Origin of the sequence: Rhodanobacter sp. FW102-FHT14D06 (assembly GCF_043950705.1) — a bacterium.
Taxonomy (GTDB): Bacteria; Pseudomonadota; Gammaproteobacteria; order Xanthomonadales; family Rhodanobacteraceae; genus Rhodanobacter.
Window position 1 is genome coordinate 3648533 of sequence record NZ_CP170722.1, and the last position, 21238, is coordinate 3669770.

At 64.2% G+C, this 21238-nt stretch carries 14 protein-coding genes, 1 pseudogene and 3 riboswitches; of the genes and pseudogenes, 13 read left to right on the forward strand and 2 right to left on the reverse strand.

Annotation, left to right across the window (positions count from 1 at the left end):
- Positions 1-86: 86 nt before the first annotated feature.
- The 12 genes and pseudogenes from ACFCQI_RS16480 to bla all read left to right on the forward strand — a co-directional run bounded on the left by ACFCQI_RS16480 (position 87) and on the right by bla (position 16198).
- Entirely contained in the window at positions 87-761 is a 675-nt protein-coding gene (locus tag ACFCQI_RS16480; RefSeq protein ID WP_027489479.1) for a heavy metal response regulator transcription factor, read from the forward strand.
- Between the two features lies 1 nt (position 762).
- Positions 763-2199, forward strand: a complete 1437-nt coding sequence (locus ACFCQI_RS16485) for a heavy metal sensor histidine kinase (RefSeq protein ID WP_235644577.1) — start codon at positions 763-765, stop codon at positions 2197-2199.
- A 138-nt stretch (positions 2200-2337) separates the two neighbouring features.
- Positions 2338-3774, forward strand: a complete 1437-nt coding sequence (locus ACFCQI_RS16490) for a TolC family protein (protein ID WP_395118467.1) — start codon at positions 2338-2340, stop codon at positions 3772-3774.
- Complete coding sequence (locus ACFCQI_RS16495; protein ID WP_395118469.1) at positions 3714-4841, forward strand: multidrug transporter; 1128 nt, start codon at positions 3714-3716, stop codon at positions 4839-4841. The genes ACFCQI_RS16490 and ACFCQI_RS16495 overlap by 61 nt, the downstream gene beginning before the upstream one ends.
- Positions 4841-8014: an efflux RND transporter permease subunit gene (locus tag ACFCQI_RS16500; protein ID WP_235644574.1), complete on the forward strand. Its 3174-nt coding sequence runs from the start codon at positions 4841-4843 to the stop codon at positions 8012-8014. Before ACFCQI_RS16495 ends, ACFCQI_RS16500 begins: the two co-directional genes overlap by 1 nt.
- A pseudogene (locus ACFCQI_RS16505) lies at positions 7995-8330 on the forward strand (glycosyltransferase); the annotation flags it as partial. The gene ACFCQI_RS16500 and the pseudogene ACFCQI_RS16505, both read left to right, overlap by 20 nt.
- Positions 8331-8489: 159 nt before the next feature.
- A riboswitch (Fluoride riboswitch) is annotated at positions 8490-8559 on the forward strand.
- A gap of 98 nt (positions 8560-8657) precedes the next feature.
- Positions 8658-9101, forward strand: coding sequence for a hypothetical protein (locus ACFCQI_RS16510; protein WP_235644573.1), 444 nt, complete (start codon positions 8658-8660; stop codon positions 9099-9101).
- A complete protein-coding gene (locus ACFCQI_RS16515) occupies positions 9098-9712 on the forward strand; it encodes a histidine phosphatase family protein (RefSeq protein WP_235644572.1) in 615 nt (204 codons plus the stop codon). The genes ACFCQI_RS16510 and ACFCQI_RS16515 overlap by 4 nt, the downstream gene beginning before the upstream one ends.
- 12 nt (positions 9713-9724) lie before the next feature.
- The gene (ppa, locus tag ACFCQI_RS16520; protein ID WP_235644571.1) at positions 9725-10261 is read left to right on the forward strand and encodes an inorganic diphosphatase; all 537 of its coding nucleotides are present in this window, start codon (positions 9725-9727) and stop codon (positions 10259-10261) included.
- A 24-nt stretch (positions 10262-10285) separates the two neighbouring features.
- The gene (locus tag ACFCQI_RS16525) at positions 10286-13651 is read left to right on the forward strand and encodes a DEAD/DEAH box helicase (RefSeq protein WP_235644569.1); all 3366 of its coding nucleotides are present in this window, start codon (positions 10286-10288) and stop codon (positions 13649-13651) included.
- A gap of 34 nt (positions 13652-13685) precedes the next feature.
- Positions 13686-14966 carry a phosphopyruvate hydratase gene (eno, locus tag ACFCQI_RS16530; protein ID WP_235645197.1) on the forward strand — a complete coding sequence of 427 codons (1281 nt, stop codon included), beginning with the start codon at positions 13686-13688 and terminating at the stop codon, positions 14964-14966.
- 272 nt (positions 14967-15238) lie between these two features.
- The gene (gene bla, locus ACFCQI_RS16535; protein WP_235644568.1) at positions 15239-16198 is read left to right on the forward strand and encodes a subclass B3 metallo-beta-lactamase; all 960 of its coding nucleotides are present in this window, start codon (positions 15239-15241) and stop codon (positions 16196-16198) included.
- Between the two features lie 118 nt (positions 16199-16316).
- Here the strand turns inward: bla and ACFCQI_RS16540 are convergent, their stop codons facing one another.
- Both ACFCQI_RS16540 and ACFCQI_RS16545 read right to left on the reverse strand, forming a co-directional pair.
- Positions 16317-17873: a hypothetical protein gene (locus tag ACFCQI_RS16540; protein WP_235644567.1), complete on the reverse strand. Its 1557-nt coding sequence runs from the start codon at positions 17871-17873 to the stop codon at positions 16317-16319.
- The gene (locus tag ACFCQI_RS16545) at positions 17870-19426 is read right to left on the reverse strand and encodes a hypothetical protein (protein WP_235644566.1); all 1557 of its coding nucleotides are present in this window, start codon (positions 19424-19426) and stop codon (positions 17870-17872) included. The genes ACFCQI_RS16540 and ACFCQI_RS16545 overlap by 4 nt, the downstream gene beginning before the upstream one ends.
- A gap of 33 nt (positions 19427-19459) precedes the next feature.
- Positions 19460-19536: riboswitch (Fluoride riboswitch) on the reverse strand.
- Positions 19537-19662: 126 nt separating this feature from the next.
- A riboswitch (Fluoride riboswitch) is annotated at positions 19663-19743 on the forward strand.
- 328 nt (positions 19744-20071) lie between these two features.
- On the opposite strand from ACFCQI_RS16545, the gene ACFCQI_RS16550 reads away from it, so the two are divergent.
- Positions 20072-21232, forward strand: coding sequence for an MFS transporter (locus ACFCQI_RS16550; protein WP_221174195.1), 1161 nt, complete (start codon positions 20072-20074; stop codon positions 21230-21232).
- Positions 21233-21238: the final 6 nt, after the last annotated feature.

Below are 21238 nucleotides of genomic sequence, written 5' to 3' on the forward strand. Positions count from 1 at the left end.
TTGCGCGGTGCGTACGGATGCCCTACTTTGCTGGAAGCGCTCACCCCACCGCTTCATCCGTACGTCGTTGTCCAGGTAGCCACGCCATGAAGATCCTGATTGTCGAGGACGAGCCCAAGGCTGCCGCCTATCTGAAGCGCGGCCTGGAGGAGAGCGGCTTCGTCATCGACTGCGCCGACAACGGCGAGGATGGCAGTCATCTCGCCCAAACCGGCAGCTATGACCTGATCATCCTCGATGTGATGCTGCCGATCCGCGACGGCTGGTCGGTGCTGACGGAGTTGCGGCGCGGCGGCATGACGACGCCGGTGCTGTTCCTGACCGCACGCGACGCTGTGCACGATCGCGTGAAAGGACTGGAGCTGGGCGCCGACGATTACCTGGTCAAGCCGTTCGCATTTTCCGAACTGCTCGCACGGGTCCGCACGCTGTTGCGGCGCGGACCGGCGCGACAAGCGACTGTGCTCGCCGTTGCCGATCTGGAAATCGATCTGCTGCGACATCGGGCCACCCGCGCGGGCGTCGTGCTGGAACTCACGCCCAAGGAATTCCTGCTGCTCGCCTTTCTGATGCGCCGGGCGGGCGACGCACTGTCGCGCACGCTGATCGCCGAGCAGGTGTGGGACATCAATTTCGAGAGCGACTCGAACGTGCTGGACGTCCATTTGCGGCGCCTGCGGTCCAAGGTGGACGACCCCTTCGAAAAGAAGCTCATCCACACCTTGCGCGGCGTCGGTTACGTACTGGAAGAGCGTCCATAGCATGGACTTGCATTTCCGCCGCCACTGGTCCCTGTCCATCGCGGGACGGATGACGATCTGGTACACGCTGTCGGCGTTCGCGCTGATTCTGGTCGCCACCGGCGTACTGTATTGGGGGCTGGTGACCAGCCTGGCACAGGAAGACGCACGCACGCTTGATGACAATCTCAACAACATGCGGCTGCTGCTGGCGGGCTCTCCGGCGTCAGATGTCGAACTGATCCGCAGAAGCCAGGACGCCGTCTGGAAGACTGGACGAACGCCGCAGTTCTATTTCCGCATCCTGGATGGGGACGCCCATACCCTCGTTGAAACGCCAGGCATGCCCGCCATGCTGCCGGCGCCGACAGCTACCGAGCTGGCGAGGTTCCCGCTGCTGGCGACTTCCGACAGCCGCGCCGTGCTGTCTCGCTCCAGCGATCAATTCGAGGTGCTCAGCGCGCGACTGGTTGGCGCCACGCCGGACGCCCCGGCGCGTTTCATCGAAGTGGCGATGATGCGCGACAACGACGAAGATCTGCTGGCGCGCTACCGCGAGCGGTTGGGATTGGTGCTGGGCTTGTCGCTGATCCTCTGCTCGCTCGCCGGCTACGTCATCGCGCGATTCGGCATGCGTCCGATCCAGCGGATCAGCCGCGCCGCCGAACACATACGCTCGGCCACCCTGCACGAACGCATCGACACGGCCGGGCTGCCGGCGGAACTGCTGGGCATGGCGCAGACCTTCAACAGCATGCTCGACCGTCTGCAGGAAGCGTTCGCGCGGGTCTCGCAGTTTTCCGACGACGTGGCGCATGAGCTGCGCACGCCGATCAACAACCTGCGCGGCGAGATCGAGGTGGCGCTGAGCAAGGCTCGCTCCGACGACGAATACCGCGAAACGCTGGGCTCGGGGTTGGAGGAATGCGCGCGTATTTCGCGGGTAATCCAGAGCTTGTTGTTTCTGGCCCGCACCGAAAACACGGTCGAACCGCTGCCGCGCGAGTCGGTCGACGTTGGTCGTGCCTTGGTCGCCGTGCAGGAGTTCTACGAAGCGGCCGCTTCCGAGGCGGGCCTCGCGCTGCGGGTCGACGCCGCGCCGGGTAGCTGGGCACCGCTAAATCGGACGCTGTTCCAGCAGGCCATTGGCAATCTGGTGTCCAATGCGATCGCGCATACACCGCGAGGCGGATCGGTGCAAATGACGACTCGCGTGGAAGCGGATTGGCTGCAAGTGATCGTGGCTGATACCGGCAGCGGCATCGCGAGCGAACACTTGCCGCATGTGTTCGAACGGTTCTATCGCGCCGATACCGCGCGCTCGGGCGCCGAACAGCGGGTCGGGCTGGGTCTGGCGGTAGTCAAACGTATCGTCGAGCGCCACAACGGACGGATCGAGATCGAAAGCCCGCCGCTGCGGGGAACGCAGGTCAGGATTCGGCTGCCCCGTTTCGGTTGATCGCCCCAGCCCCCAGCGCACGTCGTCGAGATGACGATTTCGTCATGCGCGCTTCATGGCTGCGTTAGTTGCGACCTTTAACCTTCTCCTTTTGCCATATAGGCCGGTGCGCATTGCCACGGCCGAAGGGATCGTTGAATGCCGCGAAGACATCGATCGCTGCTGCTGGGCGGCTCCATCGCCGTGCTGCTGGCGGGTTGCGCAAGCTACCAGGCGCGCCCGCTTTCACCGGCAACCCAGGCGGCCGCGCTGGATCAACGCACACTCGATGCGCCCCGGCTCCGGCATTTCCTCGCCGCCAGCGTGCCGGCGACCACAGCCGCGCATCCGACGGGCGCATGGGACCTCACCGCGCTCACCTTCGCTGCGCTCTATTACCAACCCGATCTGGATCTGGCGCGCGCGAAACTCGCCACCGCCAGAGCGGGCATCACCACCGCAAAACAACGGCCTAACCCGACGCTGGATTTCTCGCTCAACTACGACGCCAGCTCGCCGATCGCCGTGCCGTTCACCGTCGGTCCGGTCGTCAACTTCATCATCGAAACCTTTGGCAAACGCGGTTACCGCACCGCTCAGGCGCAACATGCACTGGCGGCGGCGCGCTGGGATCTAGCCACCACCGGATGGCAGGTGCGCAGCCATGTCCGCACCGCGCTGCTGGACCTGTGGGCGGCCCGGCAACGCCTGCAACTGGCGTGTCGGCGCCTGACCTTGCAACAGCAGCTGGTGAGCCTGATCGATAAACGGCTGGCCGTGGGCGAGGCCTCGTCGCTGGACAGCACACGCGAGCACATCAACCGCGCGCAGCTGGACCTCGCCGTGCAGGATCTCGAACGCGCGATGGGCGAAGCACGGGTGCAACTGGCGACCGCGATCGGCGTTCCGGTCCAGGCGCTCGATGGCGTATCGCTGTCGTTTCAAGCCTTCGAGCAGCCGCCATCATCGGCGCAGACACCAGCCAGCGGCGCCTTGCGCGAACGTGCGCTGACCCAGCGCACCGACGTGCAGGCCAGCCTGGCCGACTACGAGGCCAGCCAGTCGGCCCTGCAACTGCAGATCGCCCATCAGTATCCGAACCTGACCCTGGGGCCGGGATACAACTACGACCTTGGCGACAACCGGTATCTGCTGGGTTTCGGTGGCGAGCTGCCAATCTTCAACCAGAACCAGGGCCCGATCGCCGACGCCGTCGCCCGGCGCGCACAAGCCGCTGCTACGTTCGAGGCATTGCAGGCCAGAATCATCGGCGCGATCGATCAAGGCACGGTGGCGTACCGCGGCACCATGCAGAGTCTGGCGCACGCTGATGCGTTGCTGGCCGATGCACGGCGTCGCCGGCAGCAGATCGAAAGCGCGTTCCAGGCCGGACAGGCCGACCGGCCCACTTTGGTGACCGCTGAACTGGAACTGGCGTCGATCGAGGCCTCGCGCTTCGACGCGCTGGTCGCGCAACGGCAGGCGCTGGCCGCGCTCGAAGACGCCTTGCAGCAGCCGCTGTTCGATCCCGGCCTGTGGCCCAAGATCCCCGAACAAAATCCCCGCACCATCACCGACACGGAGCCGTCGTCATGATCGGCCAACAACGCCCTCACTCCCGACGCACGCTGGTGCGCGTACTTCTCGTTATCGTGGCCATCGCACTGATCGCCCTGGTGATCTGGGGCTTCATCGCCGGGCGCAAGGAGGCGGCCACCGAAGCCCAGCGCGAGAGTCCGGTGGAGGCACCCTTGCGCGTGTCGACGCAGAACGGCGCGTCGGTCGTGACGCTCGACGCGAAAACGGAGCAAAGCAACGCCATCGCGACCGCCGCGCTCGCGAGAGCGCCGTACCAGGCGCAGTTGCACGCGTACGCCTCGGTGCTCGATCTGACGCGGCTGACCGATCTCAGCAACAGCTACCTCGGCGCCAGGGCGCAGCGCGATACGGCGCAGGCTAAATTGGCCGCATCGAAGATGGCCTATGCGCGCGCGCAAGGTCTCTACAACGACGAGCAGAACGTCTCGTTGGCGCAGCTGCAGCTGGCCGAAGCCGCTTTTCGCACCGACCAGGCCGCACTCGCCGCCGCGCAGTCGCAACTGCGCACGCTCAGCGACACCGCGCAGCAGGAATGGGGCAGCGTGCTCGCGCAATCCATCGTCGACGGCTCGCCGCTGATCCGCCACTTGATCGAACGCCAACAGGTGCTGGTGCAGGTTACCTTGCCGCCCGGCAAGACCCTGCCAACGCCGCCGACCACCGCGTCGCTGCAATTGGATGGCAATGCGCGCACCACGATCACCTTCGTGTCGATCGCGACGCGTACCGACCCCAGGATTCAGGGTGTCAGCTTTTTCTACGTCGCGCCGGCATCCAGCGCGCTGCTGACCGGCATGAACGTGCAGGCGCTGCTGCCGTCCGGCCCGACGGCCGAGGGTGTCGCCGTGCCGGGAAGCGCCGTGGTGTGGTGGCAGGATCGCGCATGGGTTTATCTCAATGCGGCGCCGCACGCGTTCGTGCGCACCGAGATTCCGACTGACCAACTCGCGCCCGGCGGCGGCTTCATCGTGAAGAACCTGCCCAGGCAGTCGCGCATCGTCGTCCGCGGCGCACAACTGCTGCTGTCCGAAGAGTTCCGCGCCCAGATCCAGGTGGGCGACTGATGCCGAGCGCAAATCATCAAGCCGGCCATTACGGCGGTCCGCAAGCCGCGCTCATTCGTTTTGCGATCCGTTTTCGCGGCATCGTCATCGCGCTCGCGTGCGCGTTGCTGGTCTATGGCGTCTATGCGCTGGGACACGCCAAATACGACGTCTTCCCGGAATTCGCCCCACCGCAAGTAGGCATCCAGACCGAAGCCGCCGGCCTGACGCCGGAGCAAGTGGAAATCCTGGTCACACGGCCGATCGAGAATGCGGTCAATGGCGTGTCGGGCGTGAGTACGCTGCGCTCGACCTCGATCCAGGGCCTGTCGGTGGTCACCGTGTTCTTCGACCCGGCCAGCGACATCTATCGCGATCGCCAGGTGGTCGCCGAGCGGCTGGCGGTCGCGGCCCAGCAGCTTCCGCAGGGCGTGCAACCGCCGGCCATGACGCCGCTCACGTCATCGACCGGCATCGTGCTGGTCGCCGGCCTGACCTCGAACACACGCTCGCTGATGGACGTGCGCACCGCCGCGGAGTGGACGCTGCGACCGCGCCTGCTGGCCGTGCCGGGCGTGGCCGACGTCACCGTGTTCGGCGGCGACGTGCGCTCGCTGCAGATCCAGGTGCATCCGGATCGGTTGATTCGCTATGGGTTGACGTTGAACGATGTGGCAGCGGCCGCCGGCCACGCCACCGGTGTGCGCGGCGCGGGGTTCATCGATACGCCCAACCAGCGCATCGTGTTCCAGAGCGAAGGTCAATCGCTCACCGCTGACGAGATGGCGCGCACCGTGCTGGTGAGTCAGGGCACCGCCCATGTCAGCCTGGGCGACGTGGCCAACGTGGTCGAAGCGCCGGAGCCGCCGATCGGCGGCGCGACGATTCAGGGCAAGCCGGGCGTGGTGCTGGATATCTCCGAGCAGTACGGCGCCAACACGGTCGACGTGACCCAAGCGGTAGAAGCGGCGCTGAAGGATTTGCAGCCGAGCCTGCAGGCCGATGGGCTGATCCTGCAGAGCGATCTGTTCCGTCCGGCGAATTTCATCCATATCGCGACCAGCAACGTGCGCAGTTCGCTGCTGCTCGGCAGCGTGCTGGTCATCGTGGTGCTGTTTTTGTTTCTGTTCAATTTGCGCACGGCGGCGATCTCCTGCACCGCCATTCCGCTGTCGCTGCTGGCCGGCGCAATCGTGCTCGGTTTGTTCGGCGTAACGCTCAACACGATGACCCTGGGCGGCCTGGCGATCGCCATCGGCGTGGTGGTGGACGACGCGGTGATCGACGTCGAGAACATCATTCGGCGGCTGCGCGAAAATGATCGCCTGGAACAACCGCGTCCGGTGGCGCGGGTGGTGCTTGATGCGTGCCTGGAAGTACGCAGCGCGGTGGTCTACGCCACCTTCGCGGTGATCCTCGTGGTGCTGCCGATCATGGCCTTGTCCGGCATCGCCGGCCGGCTGTTCGGACCGCTGGGTCTGGCTTACATCCTGGCCGTGCTGGCTTCGCTCATCGTGGCACTGACGGTGACGCCGGCGTTGTCGATGGCGCTGCTGGCCAATCACAAGGCGCCGGAACAAGACCCGCCGGTGATGCGCTGGAGCCGCAGCCGCTACGAACACCTGCTGAGCAACACCGCCCGGCGTCCGCGCCTGCTGATCGCGGTGGCGGTGATCTTCACCGTCCTCGGCTGCGCCGCGTTGCCGTTCTTCGGCGGCAGCTTCATTCCCGAACTGAAGGAAGGCCATTTCATCGTCCACATGTCGGCGGTGCCCGGCACCTCGATCGACGAATCCATGCGAATTGGCACGCGGGTTACCGCGGCGCTGCGGCAACTGCCGACGGTGCGCTCGGTGGCGCAACGGGTGGGCCGGGCGGAAAAGGCCACCGACACCTACGGCACGCATTACAGCGAAATCGAGGTCGACCTGAAGCCCGGGTTGTCCGGCGATGAGGCCGAAGCGGCGCAGGCGGATATTCGCAAGGCGCTGTCCGGCTTCGTCGGCCTGAATTTCTCGGTGAAAACATTCCTGACCGAGCGCGTCGAGGAGACCCTTTCCGGCTACACCGCCGCGGTGGCCGTCAATATCTTCGGCAACGACCTGGACGTGCTCGATCAGAAGGCGCAGGACGTCGCCAAGGTTCTGGGCACGGTGCCGGGTGCCACCGAGGTGCAGGTGCAGTCGCCGCCCGGACTACCGCAATTGACCATCCATCTGCGCAAGGCGGATCTGGCCCGTTGGGGGTTCGATGCGGTGGACGTGCTCGACCTCGTGCGCACAGCCTATCAAGGCGACGTGGTCGGGCAGGCCTACCAGGGCGATCAGGTGTTCAACGTCATCACCGTGCTCGACCAGGCCAGCCGCGACAACCTGACCCAGATCGGCAATCTGCCGCTGCGCAGTCCCAGTGGCGCCTATGTACTGCTCAAGCAGATCGCGGATGTCTACGAGGCGTCGGGCCGCTATCAGATATTGCACGAGGGCGCCCGACGCTTGCAGACGGTCACGGTGAACGTCGCCGGCACCGATGTTGCGTCGTTCGTGCAGGCGGCCAGGAGCGCCATCGCCAGCAAGGTCACATTGCCGGCCGGCACCTATATCCAGTTCGCCGGCGCCGCCGAGGCGCAAGCGCAATCGCAACACGATCTTCTCGTCAATTCATTGCTTGCTGGGCTGGGCATCATTCTGCTGCTCTCGGTCGTGGCCCGCACCTGGCGCAACCGCCTGCTGATTTTGGCCAACCTGCCGTTCGCGCTGGTCGGTGGCGTGCTGGCCGTGTTCGCGACCGGCGGATCGTTGTCGCTCGGCAGCATGGTCGGCTTCGTGACGCTGTTTGGCATCACGCTGCGCAACTCGATCCTCATGATCGCCCACTACGAGCATCTGGTCGAAGTGGAAGGCATGCATTGGGAATTGGACACCGCCATTCGCGGTGCCGCCGATCGACTGACGCCGATCCTGATGACGTCGATCGTCACGGGCCTCGGCGTGTTGCCCTTGGCGATCGGCATGAACGCGCCCGGCCGCGAAATCGAGGGGCCGATGGCGCTGGTGATCCTCGGCGGCCTGCTGACCTCGATGGTGCTGAACCTGCTGGTGCTGCCGACGCTCGCGCTGCGCTATGGAAGTTTCGAGCCCTACCACGACGAGCTGGATGTGGAAGCGCTTGCGCATGACGGTACGGATCGCTGACCCATGCATACGCCCTGTCCCGACACGATTTCCTGCGACGCGATGGATCGCCCCAGTGCGGACTTGCCATGACCACGACGCACCTAACATCGTGGTACCGGCCTACAACGAAGCCGACGTCCTGCCGTTGTTTCATGCGCGCCTCACGGCGGTGCTCGATCGCATGCCGATACGGGGCACCATCATCTATGTTGATGACGGCAGCCAGGATGCGACGTGGTCGTTGCTGGATCGGCTGGCCGCCGCCGACGATCGTATCCATGCGCTTCGCCTGAGCCGCAACTTCGGCAAGGAGGCGGCGCTCACGGCCGGCATCGACGCGGTATCGACGCCGTCAAATGCCGACGTGGCGAGTCCCCGTAAACCGGGATTGCCGCATCGAGTCGGCGCGGGCACAGCCAGGCAAGCCGCGGCATTGCAGCGCATCGCAAGTCCCCCGTCCGCGCTTGAAGCAACGCCCGCGGGTACGGTATTGTCCAGCTTGGGAGATGGCATGCCTCCTCGCACGACCCAACCGCCGCAAGGCTAATGATGCCTACCAACGACGCGCCATCAGGCTCGCGATGCTTTGGTAGGTATGGCTTTCCTCCAAGAAGTCCGATCCGGAGCGCGTCTTTGACAAGAAGCGGCTTCGGAGGTTGTCATGTGCGCGTACGACTGGATCGACACGTCCCTTCCCTATTCGGGGTACCAGAGAGCCTGTAACGGACTCGCGTACAGCCGCTCTCACGCCGACTGTCGGATCGCCACCGTGGTGTCAGCGATGCTTGCCTCTTGGGTCTTTATGGGCGAGTTGACCTGGTTCGCCGTGGGCATGCTGCTCTGGGGAATGGGGTTCGGCACCCATGAATCCACCCTGCGGATTGCAGTAGCCCGGCAATTTCCGCCTGCGCGTCGCGCGTCGATCTTTGGCGTGTTCGACGCCGCATTCGGTGTGGCCTGGTTCCTTGGAAACCTGGCGCTGGGCGCTGCGCATGCCTACGCGATGTGTGCCGTCGTCCTGGTATCCGTTGTCCTGCAGGGGCTGGGTTTGCCATGTCTTGCGGCTGTCCGATCCACGACCACCACGAAGGAGACCTTCGCATGACCACCTTGATCCTCGTTCGCCACGGTGAGGTCGAGGGCCTCGATCCACCCACCTTTCACGGCCGCATCGTTCTCCCGTTGACCGACAAGGGCGCAAAGCAAGCCGCGCTGACCCAGGAAATCATGCACGCCCGATGGGCGGTCGAGGCCATCTATTGCAGCCCGCTGACGCGTTGCGTTCGCACGGCCGACATCATCAACGAAGCCTTTCGATTGAATACGGTGCCGCATCAAGGGCTGACCGACATTGACTATGGCGCCTGGACCAACATCCCCGCCGACGAGGTGGGGAAGCGCTGGCCGCGTGAACTCGGGCGGTGGAAAAGCCAGCCGCATGGTTGCCGCGTCCCCGGTGGGGAATCCTTGCAGGAAGTGGCCGCGCGGGTCATCGCCACTTTCAACACCCTTCTCGATGCGCATGCGCGAGGAACCGTCGCGATCGTCACCCACGACAGCGTCCTGCGCGTGTTGCTCTGCCATGTGATGGGGCTTCCCCTCTCCAGTTACTGGCTGTTCAACCCGACGCCTTGCGGGATCAGCGTCGTGTCGCATGACGAAAACCGTTTCACCGTCCATTCGATCAATGAAACCCAACACCTGCTCAATGCATAAGCGAGGCGTTACATGGCTCTTCACGACATAAGCCCAGGCAAGAACATCCCGTACGAAATACACGCCATCATCGAGATCCCGATGGACTCGAATCCGATCAAGTACGAGGTGGACAAAGCCTCCGGCGCGATCTTCGTGGATCGCGTGCTGTCCACGCCGATGCGCTATCCGTGCAACTACGGCTACATGCCGCAAACCCTGTGCGGCGATGGCGATCCCATCGATGTGCTCATCGTCATGCCGATTCCGCTGATTCCCGGCTCCGTGATCGAGTGCCGCCCGGTCGGGGTGATGGCGATGACGGACGAGCACGGCGAGGATGCCAAGATCATCGCGGTGCCGGTTCCCAAGGTCTTTCCTGCCTACCAGGACATCTGCTCGGTCTTTGAACTGCCAGAGTCGACGCGCGACCGCATCCAGCATTTCTTCGAGCACTACAAGGATCTGGAAAAAGGCAAATGGGTGCGCATGGACGGCTGGCTCGACGCGGATGCGGCCCGCGAGGAGATCAATCGTTCGATTGCCGCCTATCACGCCTCGCAGACGTAGTGTTCTTGCTTAACTGGAGTCGTCATGGCTTCTCGATCGGACATCAAGGCACCGAACCGCATGGATGACGCGCGGTGCACGCTGATGGACACGGTTCGGCAGCTTGCGCTGGAGCAGCACTTCAGCCGCACGGTACTGAAGGCGGCCGAACCGCTGGCCGCGCGTAGCCAGGACTGGTGCAAGCCGTTGGCCTGGTTCCGGCCGGAGGGTGGGCATGCCGACGCCCTCCAGTGTGGGGTGATCGATGCGGATGGCGCGAACCAGCGTGTCACCACCTACCTGTATCCCCTGTTCGGCCAGATCAAGGTCGAATCGAATTGCACTTGCGGTCAGACGCAGTGCCTGCATGCCGCGGCCATGCTGATCCGGTTGCAGCAACTGGTCGATTGGCCACGTGCCATGACGCCGCTGCAGCGCTGGCAGCAGAGCATCGAAACGACTCGCGAACCTTTGCCACTTGCCGAATCGATCGACCGCGATGAAGTGTGGCCAACGGTGTGCCTGTTGCAACCCGATGGCGATCGTCAGCCGGCAGCGCTGATTGCGCACCTGATCTTGCTGCCTGACGCCGATGCGCTGCCGCGCATCGAGGAGTGGGTTTCCGCCGAAAAACCGCGCGCGCAGCCGCACCTGTCACGTCAGGCCTTGATGTGGCAGGCCCAGCTGGACCGGACACAGAAACGCCATGCATCGAACAAGTCCGGATACGTGCTGCGGGGGCATAGTGGCGCCGACTTGTTGAGCGAATTTCTGCAGGCCGGCATTTGTCACGACGCGCGGACCCTGCAGGAGATACGCTCCGGTGCCGTGCGGCTGCCTCGCTGGCAGTGGTCGCACGATGGTCAAGGCTGCGCTTCGATCGAACTTGCCTGGTCGACATCGCACGAGGTGCATGTGATCGACCTCTCCGGATTGCATTATCTCGATGGGGCGAGCGGCGAATTCGGCGCGTTGCACCTGTCCCCTACCGCGTGGGAGATGCTCGCACAGATGCCGCCGATACCGCCGGCGGAAGCCGCCGTACTCGCGGCGGAATGGCCGCCACATCCCCTGCTTGCGTCGGTTCCACCCCCTCCTCTCCCGCCGTCCGTGCGCGAGCTGGGTGCGTCGCTGCGGCTCATCGTGATGCTCGGTGCATCGCGCCATACGCAGACAGGCGATCATGTCTTTCATGTGCAGGCTTTCGCCGACTACGGTGGCTGCCGCCTGCCATTGGCCAGCGAACCCTACGCGCAGGACGTGATTCGCAAAGTGAGTGGCGAGTACGTTCGGATCCGGCGCGAAATCGACCGGGAGACAAGCGCCTGGAAGGCCGTCGAAGACGCTGGCTTTGTCGGCTTGAACACGTTGCTGCCCGATAGCCGCCGCATGCTCGCACCAATACCCGATGCGCAGGCGCTGGGGCACCGCGTGCATTATCGCGGCGGTGCGGAGACGTTCATCGCCCTTGAAGCGCAACTGCAGACGCTCGTCGCGGCTGGCATCGTGCTGGACTACGATCCCGAACTTTCGTTTATCGCGCTGCCACCGGAAACGAAACTGCAGGCCACGCTGGAGCATGGCCAGCGTCCCGGCTGGACGCAGTTCGAGCTGGCCGCCACCATCGACGGTGAGGAGATTGACGTGCTGCCGATCATCCTCAGCGGTCTGGCGCGACAAGCCTTCTCGCTCACGCCTTCGCCCGGCGAACCCCGCGATGCCCACTGGTTGGCACCTATCGGATTCCAGCGCTGGTTGCCGCTGCCACTGGCCCAATTGCGGGAGTGGATATCGCCGTTGGTGGAATGTCTGGATCAGCCTTCCGGCAACACCGGCACCCATCTCCTTCTGTCGCGCTCGCAGGCGATGGCCCTGAGCGATTGCCTGCAGACGCAAGGCATCGCCGTGGAAGGCGCACAGGCGGCGAACATTGCCGACACGCTGGCTTCGCTGCGCGCCGCCCTCGCCTCGGCACAAACGGCGGTGTTGCCGGCATCCTTCCAGGGCAGCCTTCGCGCCTACCAGCAAGAAGGCCTGCAATGGTTGCAGGCGTTGCGGCAAAGCCGGCTTGGCGGTGTGCTGGCCGATGACATGGGCCTGGGCAAGACCGTCCAGATCATCGCGCATCTGCTGGTTGAACTGGAATCCGGGCGACTGGACCGGCCGGCGCTGATCGTGGCGCCGACCAGCCTGATCTTCAATTGGCTCGATGAAATGGCGCGGTTCGCACCGGCGCTGCAATGCCTGAATTTCACCGGCTCCGCCCGGGCGTCGCTGTACGATCGCCTGGCACAGGCGCACGTCATCATCACCAGTTATGCGTTGCTGGCCAATGACCTGCCCCAGCTTGAAGGCATCGACTATGCCATGCTCGTGCTGGATGAGGCACAGTGGATCAAGAATCCGCGGACCCAGACCGCTCGCGCTGTGCGTTCCCTGCGCGCCGACCACCGGCTCGTGGTTACTGGCACGCCGCTCGAAAACCATCTGGGCGAACTGTGGGCGCACTTCGATGCCGTGCTGCCGGGTTATCTGGGCGACTACCGCTCGTTCAACCGCAGCTTCCGTGTCCCCATCGAGCGGCGCGAGGACGATGCCCGTCGCGCGATCCTGCGCCAGCGCATTGCGCCGTTCCTGCTACGGCGCAGCAAGGCAAAGGTCGCGCCGGAGCTGCCACCGAAGACCGAAACCGTGCTGCGCGTGGCGATGGGCGAACGCCAGCGTCGCCTCTACGAATCCCTGCGTCTGGCGCAAAGCGAATTGGTGCGCGAGGCACTGGCCCGCTACCGCCCTGATCAGTCGCGGATTGTCGTGCTGTCCGCGCTACTACGGCTGCGCCAGGTGTGCTGCGACCCGCGTCTGGTGGATGCGACGAATGATCCCCCCGAATCGGCCAAGCTCGACGCGTTGCTGGAACTGATCCGCGCGCTGCGCGACGAAGACCGCCAGATTCTGGTCTTCAGCCAGTTCACCTCGATGCTTGCCTTGATCACCGAAGCGCTGGATGCCGCCGGGTTCGCGCATGAGGTGCTCACCGGCGAAACCACCGATCGTGCCGCGCCTGTGCGCAAGTTCCAGAGTGGTGCCTCGCCCATTCTGCTGGCCAGCCTCAAGGCCGGCGGGGTCGGCCTCAATCTCACGGCAGCCGACGCGGTGATCCACTACGACCCGTGGTGGAACCCGGCGGTCGAGTTGCAGGCGGTCGATCGTGCCCATCGGCTGGGACGCGAAGACCCCATCTTCGTCTACAAGTTGTTGTGCGACGACACCATCGAGGAAAAGATCGAAGCCATGAAATTCCACAAGAGCGACTTGGCCGACGCCATGCTCAGCGGGGCCGCTGTTCCGTGGACGCGACTCAGCGAGCTCGACGTGCAAAAACTGTTCGACCTTCCCTCATCACCACGGTGATCGACACCGTAACCGTTCCCACACCGGAGTAACCATCATGCGCATCACCCGACTTGACGCGATCGAAGTCCTCGACTCCCGCGGCAACCCCACGGTCGAGGCATGGCTGCAATTGGAGGACGGTTCCGAAGGTTCCGCCATCACGCCCGCCGGCGCTTCCACCGGCGCGAACGAGGCCGCCGAACTGCGTGACGAAGACCCTACCCGGTATGGCGGCAGGGGTGTGCAGAAAGCGGTAGCGCAGGTGCGCGGCGAGATGGCCGGCGCGTTGGTCGGCAAGGACCCCGGCGACCAGTCCACGCTGGATCTCCTGCTGTGCGAGCTGGATGGCACCCCGAACAAGGCACGCCTCGGTGCCAACGCGATCCTCGCGGTCTCCATCGCCTACGCCCGCGCTTGCGCCCACTCGCTGCAGGTGCCGTTGTATCGCCATCTGGGTGGCGACGATGCGGTAGTGCTGCCAGTACCCTGCCTCAACGTCATCAACGGCGGCCGGCACGCCGACAACACCGTGGACTTTCAGGAGTACAAGATCGTTCCGCACCATGCGACGAGCTTTGCCGAGTCCATCCGGATGGGTGAGGAAGTGTTCCATGCGCTGAAGAAACTGCTGCAGGCCCACGGGCTGTCGACCGGTGTGGGCGACGAAGGCGGTTTTGCGCCGAACCTGCACAGCAACGAGCAGGCCATCGAACTGATCCTGGAGGCGATCACGGCAGCCGGTTACGGCCCGGGTGACGACGTGTCACTGGCGCTGGATCCGGCCACCAGCGAGATGTGGCATCACGGCCGTTACCGCTTCTTCAAGTCCAATCAGTCCGAACGCACCAGCGCGGCGATGATCGATCTGTGGGACGACTGGCTGCAACGCTACCCGATCGTGCTGCTGGAAGACCCGCTGGCCGAGAACGACTGGGAAGGCTGGGCTCAGATCACACAGCAACTCGGCGGCCAGGTGGAACTGGTCGGCGACGACATCTTCTGCACCAATCCGGATTTGCTTCAGCGCGGTATCCGCGAAGGCGTGGCCAATGCCATCCTGATCAAGCCCAACCAGATCGGCACGGTGACGGAGACCATGGAGTGCGCCGCGCAAGCGAAGGCCGCCGGCTACGGCTGCTATGTCTCCCACCGCTCCGGCGAGACGGAAGACACGTTCATCGCCGATCTCGCCGTCGCGCTGGGATGCGGCCACATCAAGACCGGCTCGGGTTGCCGCGGTGAACGTACCGCCAAGTTCAACCGGCTGCTGCGTATCGAACACGAGCTGGGCGAGCGGGCGCGTTTTGCCGGGCGAGCCGCGTTCGTGCGTTGAGCGGCCATCAGCCCGTACCTGCTGATTCCGGTATTCGCTGACCACCATTCCGGCAACCGTTGACCGCGGCGCCGGAGTTGACCAAGAGGTGGCCTACGATGCTGGCGGAGGGTTGAGATCGGTCAAAAGCCATTCGTTACGATTCGAATAGCGCCGCTACATCCGGCGTTATCGTGGCGACCAGTTGCCTCGGCCCGCAAAATTTCATGGTTGTGCCCGCGACGGGTCATGTGGGAAGTTCACCCTACGCCTTTACCCAGTCGGGGTGACCTATGCGCTTGTTGATAGCTACGATTCTCCTTAGTGGTTTGATCGTGCAGAGCGCGTATGCGCAGGTGCCGCCATCGGGGCAAAAAAACACCCTAAACAACCCCTCGTGGACGGGTCCGCAAAAACCGTTCCGCATGCCCGCATCGGAGCGAAAGAACATTGCAAACAATCCTTCATGGACGGCTTCGCAGAAGCCGTTTCGCATCTATGGCAATACATGGTCTGTCGGGCCTCACGGCCTCGGCGTTTTCCTCATCACCGCGCGTACAGGGCATGTTCTGATTGACGGCGGCGTTCCGGGAGAGGCACAACTGATCGAAGCCAATATCCGAGATCTCGGCATCAATCTGCGCGACATAAAATGGATTCTCAATTCGCATGCGCATTCCGACCATGCCGGCGGCATGGCGCAACTCGCGCACGACACGGGCGCGCAGGTGATCGCAAATATAGCGGACACGCCGTTATTGGAGCGCGGCGGTCACGATGACCCCGAATACGGCGATAGATTTCCGTTCCCGCCAGTGCATGTGGCACGCACTGTGACTGATGGCGAGAGTTTGCACTTGGGTGATTTGGTGCTAACTGCTCACTCGACACCGGGACATACCAAAGGCAACACGACTTGGACATGGGTGTCATGTGAGGGCTCGCGCTGCTTGCATATGGTCGATGTTGGCAGCCTGTCAGCGCCCGGTTTTAAATTGGTAAAAAACTCAAAGGATCCGAGTGTCGTTAGGGACTTTGAGCACAGCTTTGCGGTGGTCGCACCTTTGCCTTGCGATATCCCGCTCGCCCCACATCCGGGCATGGTGGATTTCTGGGCGCGTGTGGACAAGCGTAAGCAAGGCGACGTGAATGCACTGCTAGATCCCATGGGATGCCGCGCTTACGCAAAAGATGCACGCGAAAGTTTCGAGGCACAACTTGAGAAGCAACGCGCGGACGCTTCAGTAAAGTAGCAGTACTGTCAGCTTAGGATCGATAGTGACGGTTGCCGCCGACGGCTTGACTGGGGCACCTTGCGGTTGCCAAGTGGTCGACACCGATACAGTGGTCAGCGATTATCGGAACGAGCGATCAATCAGACCGGATTACGCACGTGCCCGCTTGGGCGGCCGCCATCAGGTCGCCCGTTCGCACGGTGTCGTCGCCGAAAACCTCCCGATAAAGATCGACGCCATGACTGGTCTGGAGCGGTTCGCCTTCGATGATGCGGAAGGTGCGGCGACCATCGTCCAGGCGCTCCGCACGCAGGAAGATCGCGCCATCCGGGGGATGATCGAACAGTCCCCGCGCGAACGTGTACAAATGGGTCACGAAGAACACCTTGATGCCCCGCTCCAGCAAGGCACCCACGACCTGGCGAGCGATCTCCGAGCCTTCCAGCTCGTTGGTCGAGGCGAACGATTCGTTGAACAGGACCACGGCGCCGGGTCGGAGCCGGTCGACGATCGCGCTCAGCCGGCGCAGCTCCTCGTCGAACTTGCCGCTGCGCAGAGTCGCATCCTCCTCGCGCTTGGCGTGGGTGAACAGCCCGGCGCAGAGTTCGCCGGCGAACGACTCGGCGGCCACGAACATGCCGCTCTGCATCATCAGCTGGGCGAGGCCCACGCTGCGCAGGAAGCTCGACTTGCCGCCCTGGTTGGCACCGGTGACGATGGCGAGCTGTTTGTCGTCCGCGTCCAGCGCATTGCCCACCACGCTGCGGCCCATGCTGAGCGCCAAGCTGGCATCGCACAGTCCACGGAACTGCAGGCGTCGCGTACCCGCGACCTGCGGAAAGCAGTTCGTTACGCCGAGCGCGGTCAGCTTCGCATGCAGGTTGACGCAGCCGACGTAGAAGGCGAGCTCCGCCCGCAGCATCTCGAAGAAGCCGAGGATATGCTCCATCGCCTGGGCCAGCGCGTTGGCGACCTCGTTGATCCCGCGATTACGCAGATCTGACAGGGCCTGCGCACCGGCCTGGTCGCGATCGGCAATGCGGAACGTGTAGCCGGATTCTCGCTTGCTCCACAAGCGATCGAGCCAGTACGGCCGGCTGTAGGCCGCCTCGCGCAACGTGTAGCTCGTGCCTACGTTGCCCTGACTCAGTTGCGCGCTGAGCAGCACGCCCTGGTCGAGTTTCAGCTCGGTCAGGTGGGTCCGGACGCGCGCCAGGTAAGCGTCGTCGAATTCGGATCGCAGCATGGCGCATAGCGCCTTCAGCCCCCTGGACTCGAAGCCGGTACCGTGGGCGACGGTGAGCGCCCGGAGCTTCTCCAGTACGTCTATGAAGATCCCCAGCACGCTGACGGCGCCGTGCAGGATCGACGACGGATAGTTCCCGGTGAAGCTCCAATAGCTCTTGCGCTTGCCCTCGATGGCCTCGACGGCAAGCTCGTAGCACTGGCGCAACACGTCCGAATGGGCCAGCGCGTCGCGTACGATGTCCTGCCGGTAGACGACGGTGTTGGTATCGTTGCTCGGACCCAGCAGCAGCGCCTTGCGCGCCATCTCGAACAGGAACGTATCCTCGCCCGCCATCGCATCAAGCAGCACGTCCAGCGCGAGATCCTGACGCAAATCGGCCTCGTGCTCCGGCATGGGCCGCTGCAGGTCGACATCGCGATCCGGATGCATCAGCAGTGCTTTCATGGCGCGATCCTCCGCCGCAGCCATTCGCCCGTGACCCGGTACTTGCGCGCGATCGCCTGCGCATAGGCCAGCCCGTCGGCAAGGCGCCGCTCCACTCGGTAGGTGCGGATCGTCGGATCCTCCGGATCGACCAGGCCGACCATGCTCACCGTTTTCCCGTCGAACGCGGCCAGCTCGGCCAGGAAGGTGACGCACACGCTCAGCACGTCCTTGGCCGAGAGGACGGTCATGATCCGCTTGCTCAGGTACAGCGCATCCTCCAGTGTGGTCGAGGAGAAGATCTCGTTCAGAATGACGAGGCTGTCGGGTGTGGCCGCCGCCAGGACGGCGTGGATGCGTACCAGGTCGTCCTTGAGTTTGCCGCGCAGGCTGGCGATGTCCTCCTGTTTCTCGAAGTGCGTGAAGATGCGATCGCACAGGAACAGCCTCGCCCGGGTGCCCGGCACGGGACAGCCCAGGCTGGCGAGGTAGTGCAGTTGACCGACCATGCGTGCGAAGGTGGTCTTGCCGCCTTGGTTGGGCCCGGACACCACCAGCAGGCGTTCCCGTCCGCGCAGGGAGAAACTGCTGCGGACGACGGGTTGGCGCCCGTCGATGAGCTTGTCGGCCAGAGCCAGATCGCAGGCGTCGCGAACCTCGATCTCCTTTTGGGTCGCGGACAAGGCCGGGTAGCAGAAATCCAGGCCGTGCTGCCGATGCTTGTCCATGTACGCCAGGTAGGCCAGGTAGAACGGCACGTCGCGGTCGAAGCGCATGATCGTGTCGTCCTGGTACTGCGCGTGGCTGGCGCAGAAGGTTTCCAGCGTTCGGAAGCATGCCGGATTCAGTAGTGCCACACGCTCCAGGATCTGCGTTTCGACATGATTGAGGCCGATCATGCGGCGGAAGCCGGCCCGGTAATCCTTCGATACGCCACGGCGGAACTTCGCGAAAGTTGCCTCGACGGCCTCACTGTAATCGGCCTCGCCCTCGTACGGGCGAACGGTCACCCGATTGCCTCTGATGAGCAGGCCGTAGCGGATGTTCGAGAGTTCGACGACCAGCGCCCGCGCCTCTCCCGCGAGCCGGACGAACGGTGGCGATGCGCTGTAGGCCGTGAGGAATTCACGCAGTGCGCGCAAGCCGCGCGAGGCCGGTTTGCCGTGGTCCAGCGCCTGGACCAGACGATTGACCGCGTCGCAGTAGAGGGTGACGGCATCCAGCAACCAGCGCTCCTTTTCCGGTTTGCAGTAGAGCTTCTCGATTCGCGCCAGGCGCTCGCGCATCGTGCGCATGCGCTGGCCAAAGGCGGCGACGGCTTGCCGCAGTGGCGCGCCCTCAAGATCCCGCATCACCTCCTGCCGGTAGACAATCGCGTCCGGATCCCGAAGCGGGGCGTGGAAGATGGGTGCCAATTCGTCGTCGGGACAGGCTGCGACGATCGTCGCGATCACCTGGTCGAGATTCAGGTCGCGAAAGCACGGCGGTGCCTCACTCGGCCAAACGATGTCTCCCAGGCCGGGATGGAGAATGCTGGCGAAGGGTGGCGCACGCACGGCGACAGCGTCGTTCACGCTCGACTCCTGCTGGCGGAGCGCAGCGCGCTCCGGTGGGCAGGCATCATCGGTCACCGCGACGGTTTCCCCGGTTGCCGGGGCGGAGGAATGCCACCTCCTTCTGCTTCAATGTACACCGCTCCCGGTGACGGCTCCAGAGCGACGCTCAGGCACTTCTAAGGATCGTTCGATATCGTGGCCTGCAGCAGTCGGCACCCGGTCGTGTTGCAACCGGACCGTTTGCCTTACCATGCAACAACCACGGAGATGGCATTCCTCCGGCCCTGAACGCTCAGGGTGAACCGCCGCCCACGGCTGATGATGCCTGCCCACCCCGGAGTCCGGGGCGCGTGCAGGTGTTCGTCGCCCGACGAGACCTTCGCGTACCTCGTGTCTCCCGAACCGTAGGAGCTACAGCCGTGGGTCATCGAACGATCGGCAATCGACCGCGAAAGCTTTCTCGTGCGCGTCCAGGCTGCGGGCTCTCCATGTGCATCGGCGGTAAGCGCGCATGAACCGGGGTAACCTGCGCTTCTACACGTACGAGCTGGCGGAACACCCCACGCTGTTCCTGCACGAAGGGTTGCTGGCGGCGGCCGGCACATGAGGCGCGATCACCCGCGCATGCAAGGCACGCCGGCCAGCCGCATCGCCATGCGCTTCGTGCTGCTGATCGGCATCCTCAGTTTCTTCGCCGACTTCACGTACGAAGGCGCGCGCAGCGTGTTGGGGCCGTACCTGGCCTCGCTGCAGGCCTCCGCCCTGGTGGTGGGCGCGGTCACCGGCTTCGGCGAGTTGCTGGGCTACGGGCTGCGTTTCTTCTCCGGGCGGCTCGCGGATTCGACAGGCAAGTTCTGGCCGATCACGATCTTCGGCTACGTGCTGCAGATGGCTGCGGTGCCCGCGCTGGCCCTCACCGGCAGCTGGCAGACCGCCGCCGTGTGCATCATCGCCGAGCGCGTAGGTCGCGCGATCCGCAATCCGCCGCGCGACGTGATGCTCTCGCACGCGGCGAAGAATCTGGGCGGCTACGGTTGGACCTTCGGTATCCACGAGGCCTGCGATCAGTTCGGTGCCATGTTCGGCCCGCTGGTGGTGGCCGCCGTGCTTGCCCATCACGGCAGCTATCACCTGGCCTTCGCCGTCCTGCTGGTGCCGGCGCTGATCAACCTGACGTTCGTGGCGACGGCGCGCCTGCTCTATCCGAAGCCGCAGGATCTGGAGCAAGGCCTGCAGGTGGCTGCATCGGGCGCACGCTTCTCCCGCACCTTCTGGGTCTATCTCGCGGGCGCGTCGCTGGTGGCGATTGGGTTTGCGGACTTCCCGCTGATCGCCTACCACTTCACCCGCGCCGGCAGCGTCTCCCCCTTCTGGATTCCGATTTTCTATTCAGTGGCGATGGCGGTCAGTGGAAGTTCCTCGTTGTTGTTTGGACGGCTGTTTGATCGCTTTGGTTTCCGCGTGCTGATCGTGCTGACCGTGATCGCTTCGCTGTTCGCGCCGTTGGTTTTTCTTGGCGGATTCTGGGCTGCGTTGGCCGGTGCGGCGGTGTGGGGCATGGGCATGGGTGTACATGAGTCGATCATCCCCGCCGCCGTCACCCCGATGGTGCAGATGCAGCATCGGGCCTCGGCGTTCGGGTTGTTCACGGCGGGCTACGGCATTTTCTGGTTCATCGGCAGCGCGGCGATCGGCTTTCTCTATGACCGCTCATTGCCGTGGACCATTGCCTTCTGCGTCACGACCCAGCTGCTGGCGATTCCGTTCTTCGTCTGGGTGGCGCGCCATCAGAAACCACTCGCCGATTCACCCTCCCCTGCGTAATCCATC